The sequence below is a fragment of the Pseudomonas sp. YuFO8 genome, assembly GCF_035065025.1.
Taxonomy (GTDB): domain Bacteria; phylum Pseudomonadota; class Gammaproteobacteria; order Pseudomonadales; family Pseudomonadaceae; genus Aquipseudomonas; species Aquipseudomonas putida_AE.
On the sequence record NZ_JAXDEQ010000080.1, the window covers coordinates 1 to 6771 of the forward strand.

Sequence of the window (6771 nt, forward strand, 5' to 3'; positions counted from 1 at the left end):
GCCTGCTCCACAGCGCGTCGGCCCAGCAGGATTACGTCAGCAGCAACTACAGCCACGCCTGCGAACCTTGGCCGTAGGCGTGCTAGCCACCATTGAGAGTGAGCGCGTGAACCTGGCTATGAAAATGCTGGCCGTACCAGGCAACCGTATTGGCCCTCTTACCCTCTGACCTGTCAGCGCTCAAGCAGCGACCAACAACGAAATTGCCAAGCGCCTTGAGCCTGTCGGCCGGGTCTGTGTCCAGTGTAAAGAGTCCAAGGGCATGGAAGTGGCTGCTGCAGCTGGCGGTGCTAACGCCCGACGAAGTTATTGCAAAGCATTGCAACGCTTGCCCGGTACCGGCCTAGCTGCCGCACCCAAAATCGGCGACGCCGCGGTCTGAAAAGACCGTATAGATCACTCGGGTGGCCTCGATGGCATCCTGGCCAAGGCAATACCGGTATCTACTCGATGGCGCTAAAAGGCACCTTCGACTGCTCCAATTGAAGAACTCAGGGTGCGCTTCAGAATATGTCTGGTCTGAAATAGAGCTACATCCTCAGCAAGGCCGCGAATCAGCGGGATTTGCTCAGTTAAAGTCCTGCTCATCACAAAGCGTTTTGATGTATTCACCTGATGAGTTGATCACGGCTTTGTATATGGCGTAGGCATCAGTGTCGATGGGTGAAATTGGTTCAAATCGGCCATTTGATATTTGTAATAGCTCGCAACCTGGAATCGACATGATAATAGGTGAGTGAGTAGCAACAATAAATTGAGCACCTTTCTGTGCTAGTTCAAGTAATCTCTTGATAAAAATCAACTGTCTTAGCGGCGACAAGGACGCTTCAGGCTCGTCAAGGATGTAAAGTCCTTTTGCTTTAAATCTATTTATAAACAAGGCCTCCATTGCTTCGCCATGAGACATGGAGTGAAGATCTCTCCCTCCGTAGTACGTCTTTATTTCCGGATCGAAACTGGTTTCTTTGTCCAGGTCCCGGATCGCCGTGTTGAAGTTATAAAAGGTTTCGGCTCTATAGAAGAAAATGTCTTTTTCTTTGCTATAGCCTTTTGATAGTTGTAAACAAGTATGCAATGTTGAGTGAGTGTTCTCCGTCTGGAAATTAAAATTTTTGCCTCCACCTTCAGGATTGCAACCAAGTTTAACTGCAATAGCTTCTAATAATGTGGATTTCCCACAACCATTTTCCCCAATTATTATTGTGATATTGTTTTTTAGATCAAGAGGGAATAATGATTTTATGAAGTTAGGTGGAGAGCTATTAGTTTTCAAGCGGATGACTTGAAGAAATAGGGTGTTCATTATATACGCCCTTCAAAGATTCTTTTCACGGAGACATTTATGCCAATCAACGATAACGCCATTCTCACAGAGTTAGCACTGGCCATCGAAAATATACCTATATAGCCTAGATAAGCTATTAGTTTGACGCCAAAGAGCTCCGTCGAAAAGCGTGCACTTAACATTATAATAAATACAGCGCTAATGGCAATTGCTAGTTCTGGCCAGAAGCTAAGAACCAAAGTTGTCTTGTTATAAAGATAGCGAGCATAAGTTGCCTCTTCTAAGTGACGATGGATTTTGGTTAGACTGCTATGTTTGGATTGATGCCTAGACGTATTCAGGTTGAATAGCTGAAGGATGGATGCTTTATACAGCTCTTCTTTCTTTATCTCTGTTTTGTAAGCTTCTTGGACAGTTTTGGTTGCTGTACGCACATATCTGGTCGTAAATATTGTAATTACAATGATGGGTACGCAGAAGTAAAAATTTTCAGCTATCAGAATATATGCTGTTAAAATCGTTAATATGCACGATCCTGTGAGCTGGATGAGTTCGGATACGGCCGACGCTACCCTTTCTGCGTCCTCCTTTACTAAAGTTAAACCTGTAGCAACATTGTTAAGAGTTGGGTTACTTAATATCGAATTAATCAAGAAAAAACGAGTGTCGGATTCTATGTAAGAAGCTAAGCTGCTGCCGAGACCCAAAGCGACATTTTTACAGAAAAAAACAATGCCGAAAGTGAATATATGTGCAGAATTATAATTGCCGTTCATTATATTGGAAAGGCCATCTGCGATGAGAGCGGGTATTTGTAATTGGCAATAGGATGCTATTGCTAAAAAGCCTATCGCTAGTGATGTCAGTGCTGCGTTTTTACGCATGGACAGGTACATTGGTTAGCCTTACGTGATTTGGTTTCGAATTCTTGATCTGCGATAGAAGGCTTCTCTACTTGAGAAGTAAATGGAAGTTAGCGCGGTTGTTGGGCCAAGTACACGTTCAATGTACATTGCTGAGGCAAAAATTGCTCCAACATTCATTAGACTATTATCTACAGCATAGAAACCGACAAGCAACATCGTAATAATCCCCACAAAATATGATGATCCGGATAGTGCTTCAAGCATAGATGCCTTAAAGCTAGTCGAAAGTGAAAGTTTATTGATTCTTTTTACTTCTTCATCCAATGGATAGGAACGATCTACTTTTTCTAGCATAAGTAGGTCGCAAATTTTTCCTATCGTCATAGTGTTTTCATTTACATAGTTCATGTATAAGTTGTCGCATTTTTCTTTTGTGAATATATAAATTGTAACTGATAAAAGCATGCCTGCTAGTGGGGCAATAATCATGACTGGATAGTAATAGGCGATAATTGAAAGGGCCAGAATTATAAGGGTGGCGTTTATTGCAATGTCTAAAAATACGGCATGATATAAATACAGAGCGCTTTCCACATCCCCATCGACTAGATCTATAATTTCTCCGCATTTTCTTTTGCTGGAGAAATTATATGTGAATAACGACTTTAAAACACTTTCTTTGACATTCATTCTTGTTTTTGACGAGATTTTTTGTAGATAGATATTTGCGAGTAGCCTTAGTGGGGGGGTAGTTAAGATAAGCAAACACGCCATGCCTATCATCGTTATATACGAGTCATCTCCGGATAGATAAAGGTCAATGGAGTTTCCGATCAAGGCGGGGGAGATAGCGCTGAATAATGCAACAGCTACTCCTAAGCATGAAAGAGTGATATTATGTATCATATCCCTATAAACCCCATTTGGTGAGGTAAAAAGGGGAAGTCGTAGTTCTTATTCAGTAGACCCATCGATCCGAGAAGCGATCCAGTTTTTCCAACCCAAAGACCCAAAGGGTCAGCAGTTTTTATTCTAAGTTCTCTGCTGTCCTGCTCAACAAGATTTATAATGTTAGACCATAAGAAAACTCTTGGGTCGAGCAAAGAGTTTGGCGACACCTTTTTTATTATGTTGAGAAGACCGTATGCACCATGACATAGGGAATCATTGATTGGTCTCTTTCTTTTGAGAAGACTTTCATATGAAAACGCGTGCTCGGCAGGGTGCTTGTCTAAAAAATCAAGAGCAGGTGCAACATTGTTTTTTGCAAAATAATCAAGAGCTAAGTAATTTCCCGGTAATCCGTGGCTCCATGCAAACTCACCGCGAGAAGACTCTGACCTCCTTCTATAGTCCTTCCAGTTTTCTATTGACTCATCATACTCATCTAATTCCCAGGTTAGAAAATCTAAGAATATTAAATCAACGCATTCACTTTTAGCTATGACTTGGTTGAAATAAAATAATGCATAGGCACAGCCCATGATGCCGTGGGAAATTCCACTCAGTAGTGCGTCACTTCTAGTTGTAATTGAGTTGTCAAATTTTATTAGTAATTTGTTTTTAACTGGTGAGAGTTCTGTTTTTATTTTGTTGAATAAGGACTGCGCAAGCGCGCTGAAATTTTCATCTCGAGTTAAATCAAATAGCTTTGTTAATACTGAAAGCGTCCCGAACATTCCCGAAAGAAGGTCGCTTCCCCAAAAATATTTTTGCCACCAAGTGTCTTGTAAGGCGTTATTTACATAGGATTTATATTGCGAAAGTAGTTCTTCGCTTCGTATGTCTTTGTAATACGAGAGGCTTGTATATAGCGGCAAAATTGCAGACGATAAGCCAAAGTGAAATCCACCTAAGTGCATGCCTGGATTTGTAAGTTTTTTGTGTACCCGAAAATAACTTTGATTTAGTAAGCTATGTAGCAGGTCTTGCTCAATAGGGGTCTGGTTACTCGCTGCCACTACGCACCCATAGAGCATTCCAGATAAACCGTAATAAAAATCATCTCCTAACTCAGAATACTCCATGTACCCACCTGGAGAAGAGTGAAAACCTAGCCACAGACCGTTCGCAGAAAGCTCCACATTCAACATGCTATTGAGTAGAATTGAGTTCTCATTCTGTGAGGTTCGAATGATGTTAAGAATGGAGTTGGTGCTTAAACATTTTGAGTTTTCTAAATCATCGTTTTGTCGGAATGTGTGATCTGTAAGTTTGTTGCCATGATCGTACATGTTTTTCATTGCTAAAAGAGTATTGCTTGTCAGATTTTTTTCAAAGGCAATTCTGTTGTTATTCAAGGTTTCTATATAGTTTGTGCTGTGAGTGATTCCGTCGATATAGTCTTCTTCGTTAAGGTATCCCTCCCCACCATATCTATATTCATTGAATGAAAGCGTTCCGGTTTTGCCCTGTGCATATGGGATGTCCAAATCCAGGCAAGCAGACACTTCGGCGTCCAAAAATCCAATGGCGGGCGCAGTGTCGTTGTTTAATATTTTTTCTAAAAAAGATTTCCTGCGTTCAGTACAGCTCATCAGCGTCGCATGCATCGAACATTGGATAGCATAATGGTATGTTGCAGTAGGTCTGGGTACATATCTGTTTCTTATAAAGCGTAAAGAGCTAATTTTTTCAATAAGCAGGTTTTTTTCGAGAGTGGCAATAGATAGTAAAGTGCCCAACCCTTCGATTATTTCTTTTTCATAGCGCCATGGCAGTACGGGGCTGTCATTGAAAGTTAACACATTATCATTCGGAAGTATTTTTACTCCGTCCATACCAAAATGACTGTTTCCACTTTCATCCTCTAGGTGCTGGTATAGATTTAGACTAACATATTGCTCTGAAAGGCCTCCTAGTGCACTTAAATCGACGCCGACCCCATCCGTACCCTTCCAGGTCCAATTTGGAAGAATACTAGTTTGTGTGACATTCCATCTTACTTCTCTTGGAATTGATTCTATATTTAATGTGTTGTAAAAAATAGTCTCAAGATCAATTGGGATGGGGCTCGAGCCGTTAGCAATTAGATTGTCAGATGTAATATCCGAAGCTGTGAATATTGTGCAGTATCCTAATAAAAACCCCGCTCTCTTAAAGTATGTAATAACCTCTTCCTCTGATTCGGCCGGCTTTTGTGGTGTATGTTCTGACCATCCATGCTCTGCCTTAACCAAGTAAGAAGGAATCTTCCAAGCAAGGTAATCTTTCCCTGCTTTTCTGCTGAGAGATAGTAATAAGTCTGACGCGGCGGTTTCTAGCAATAAATTTCCAGGCTTGTATACAACTTTTTTGTCATTTGAAAAGGTTAAGATGCAAACAGCTTTTGACCCATTGTGGGTCCCTCCATTGGAGACTTCACATGTGACTAGAGAATCTTTATTTATGGTGTTTGAAAAAATGGCCAGCTCTGCTCTATCCTCTGAGAAATGGAGTATGAACGTGGTGGTTTGCTCAATAAAGTTATCAGCTATTTTTGTTAGTACACGATCCAGTTCTGGGTATGCTTTTAGTATGTCACTTAAATAATCTTTGTTTTCGCCTACGATCTTGAAGTAACTATCAGTACCGATTTCGGTTCCCAGCGTGGTTTCTTCAAAAAACTTTTTTTCGGTGAATAGTACATTTTTAGAGGCGGTCATTATTCTAGATGACAGGTTGCTTAAAAAACCATTTATTATTACGCGCTGTTCGTTTTTTGTTATTTTTGCGTTGGGGTGTAGGTGTTTTTCTATATTGTCAATGTAGTATAAAAGATACGGCCAGACTGGGCAGTCAGTTTGCAGTGTTTTTTCATGGTGGTTCGGAAGCTTAGAGAAGATGTTTGAGGTTGTCATCCGTAAGGCCTCTATATATTTATGAAGGCGCCCCAGGTAGGAGGCGCCTTGCGCTATAAGTTAACGTCAAGAGTAAGTTGCATAGCAGCATTGGTTCCAGCACTGCGTGCAACAACTTGTGCATGGTCGCGTTCCGCTGGACGCGGCAGATAGATTGCTAAATGCTTGGAGAGCGATTGTGGAGATTGGAGAGCTTGAGCTCAAAAAGTTTTTCCTAGCGCTCTGAATTGAACTGATATCAATTTGCATTGTTTGATCCTTTGTTTTTAGTTTTAGTACGCCGTAGATGTATAGGGAGACTGAATGTACCCGTACTACCTTATTCTACCGAGCGTTCCATACTCGTATATGTAGCTGTTTGTGAATATAACTGTTTGATGCACATTTTTATTTTTCAACCATAGCATCTCCTTTTCGTTCGGTTTTTGTTTTGAATGGCATGGGATAGATAGTAGTTTTGGATGTGGTAAGTACAATCAGAAGCGGTCCTAAAAAATTGTGTGAAAAGGCTTCTTATTTGTGGGAAAGACAGTAGGTTCTTGTGGGATGTTTCTTACTTACTAGGTAACTTGTTGTTATTATTATTTTTTAGAGCTTGTTTTTTATTGGCGTTATTAATAATTTATTTCGGCAGTCAATTGTTCATGGAGAAGCTCAGCCATTAGCCCTTCCTTCGAAACTAGGGCCCGGCAAGCTCGGTCCAACGCACGTCATGGAAAGGAATGGAGGATCGGATGGTACAGCTGTGTTCTATCGAGCAAGCGGTCGATGAGGTGTTGGC

General features: G+C 41.1%; 4 protein-coding genes and 1 pseudogene. 1 reads left to right on the plus strand and 4 read right to left on the minus strand.

All coding sequences use genetic code 11. The features are described 5' to 3' along the window. Positions 1 to 118: 118 nt before the first annotated feature. Positions 119 to 486: pseudogene (locus tag SOP95_RS31120) on the plus strand (c-type cytochrome). 82 nt (positions 487 to 568) lie between these two features. Here SOP95_RS31120 and SOP95_RS31125 read toward each other — a convergent pair. The 4 genes from SOP95_RS31125 to lanM form a co-directional block, all read right to left on the minus strand. Further along, positions 569 to 1303: an AAA family ATPase gene (locus SOP95_RS31125; protein ID WP_323609472.1), complete on the minus strand. Its 735-nt coding sequence runs from the start codon at positions 1301 to 1303 to the stop codon at positions 569 to 571. After that, entirely contained in the window at positions 1303 to 2169 is an 867-nt protein-coding gene (locus tag SOP95_RS31130) for a hypothetical protein (protein WP_323609473.1), read from the minus strand. Before SOP95_RS31130 ends, SOP95_RS31125 begins: the two co-directional genes overlap by 1 nt. Before the next feature lie 21 nt (positions 2170 to 2190). Beyond that, complete coding sequence (locus SOP95_RS31135; protein WP_323609474.1) at positions 2191 to 2841, minus strand: hypothetical protein; 651 nt, start codon at positions 2839 to 2841, stop codon at positions 2191 to 2193. 212 nt (positions 2842 to 3053) lie between these two features. After that, a complete protein-coding gene (gene lanM, locus SOP95_RS31140; RefSeq protein ID WP_323609475.1) occupies positions 3054 to 5990 on the minus strand; it encodes a type 2 lanthipeptide synthetase LanM in 2937 nt (978 codons plus the stop codon). Between the last annotated feature and the right edge of the window lie 781 nt (positions 5991 to 6771).

Coding starts and splice junctions, on each gene's coding strand:
- SOP95_RS31125 (WP_323609472.1), bottom strand. CDS start 1,303: ATGAACACCCTATTTCTTCAAGTCATCCGCTTGAAAACTAATAGCTCT.
- SOP95_RS31130 (WP_323609473.1), bottom strand. CDS start 2,169: ATGCGTAAAAACGCAGCACTGACATCACTAGCGATAGGCTTTTTAGCA.
- SOP95_RS31135 (WP_323609474.1), bottom strand. CDS start 2,841: ATGAATGTCAAAGAAAGTGTTTTAAAGTCGTTATTCACATATAATTTC.
- lanM (WP_323609475.1), bottom strand. CDS start 5,990: ATGACAACCTCAAACATCTTCTCTAAGCTTCCGAACCACCATGAAAAA.